Below are 460 nucleotides of genomic sequence, written 5' to 3' on the forward strand. Positions count from 1 at the left end.
TGCGGGGGGTGCTGGCCGGCGTCCTGACCGCCCTCGCCCTCTGCCTCGGGGTGGTGGCGGTGGCGCTCGCGGCGGACGCGGACGGCTACGCCGCGGTCTCCGGGCAGCTCGGAGGAGCCGGCGCCGGCGCGCTGGGGCTGCTCCTGCTCGGCGTCGTGCTGCTGCCCAACGCCGCCGCCGCGGTGCTCGGGCTGGCCGCCGGCCCGGGCTTCGCGATCGGCAGCGGCACCGTGGTCTCGGTCCACGGCGTGACGCTGGGGCCGGTGCCCGCGCTGCCGCTGCTCGCCGCCCTGCCCGACACGCAGGCGGTGCCCCTGCTCGCGTTCGCCTCGCAGGCGGTGCCCGCGCTCGCGGGGCTGGTCGCCGGGGTCACCCTGGCCCGGCGGTTCTCCGCCCGCGACGGCGGCTCGGTCGTGGCCGGCTTCGCGGGGGTGCTGGCCGGCGCGCTCCTCGGCGTCGC

Annotated in this window: 1 protein-coding gene; it reads left to right on the forward strand. The window is 80.9% G+C overall.

The window, feature by feature from the left end:
- Positions 1-460, forward strand: a 460-nt coding sequence (locus A6V29_RS08595; protein ID WP_249933120.1) for a cell division protein PerM, incomplete at both ends; no start/stop codon positions are given.

Source organism: Blastococcus sp. CCUG 61487, from assembly GCF_005222955.1.
In the GTDB taxonomy this organism is placed as follows: domain Bacteria; phylum Actinomycetota; class Actinomycetes; order Mycobacteriales; family Geodermatophilaceae; genus Blastococcus.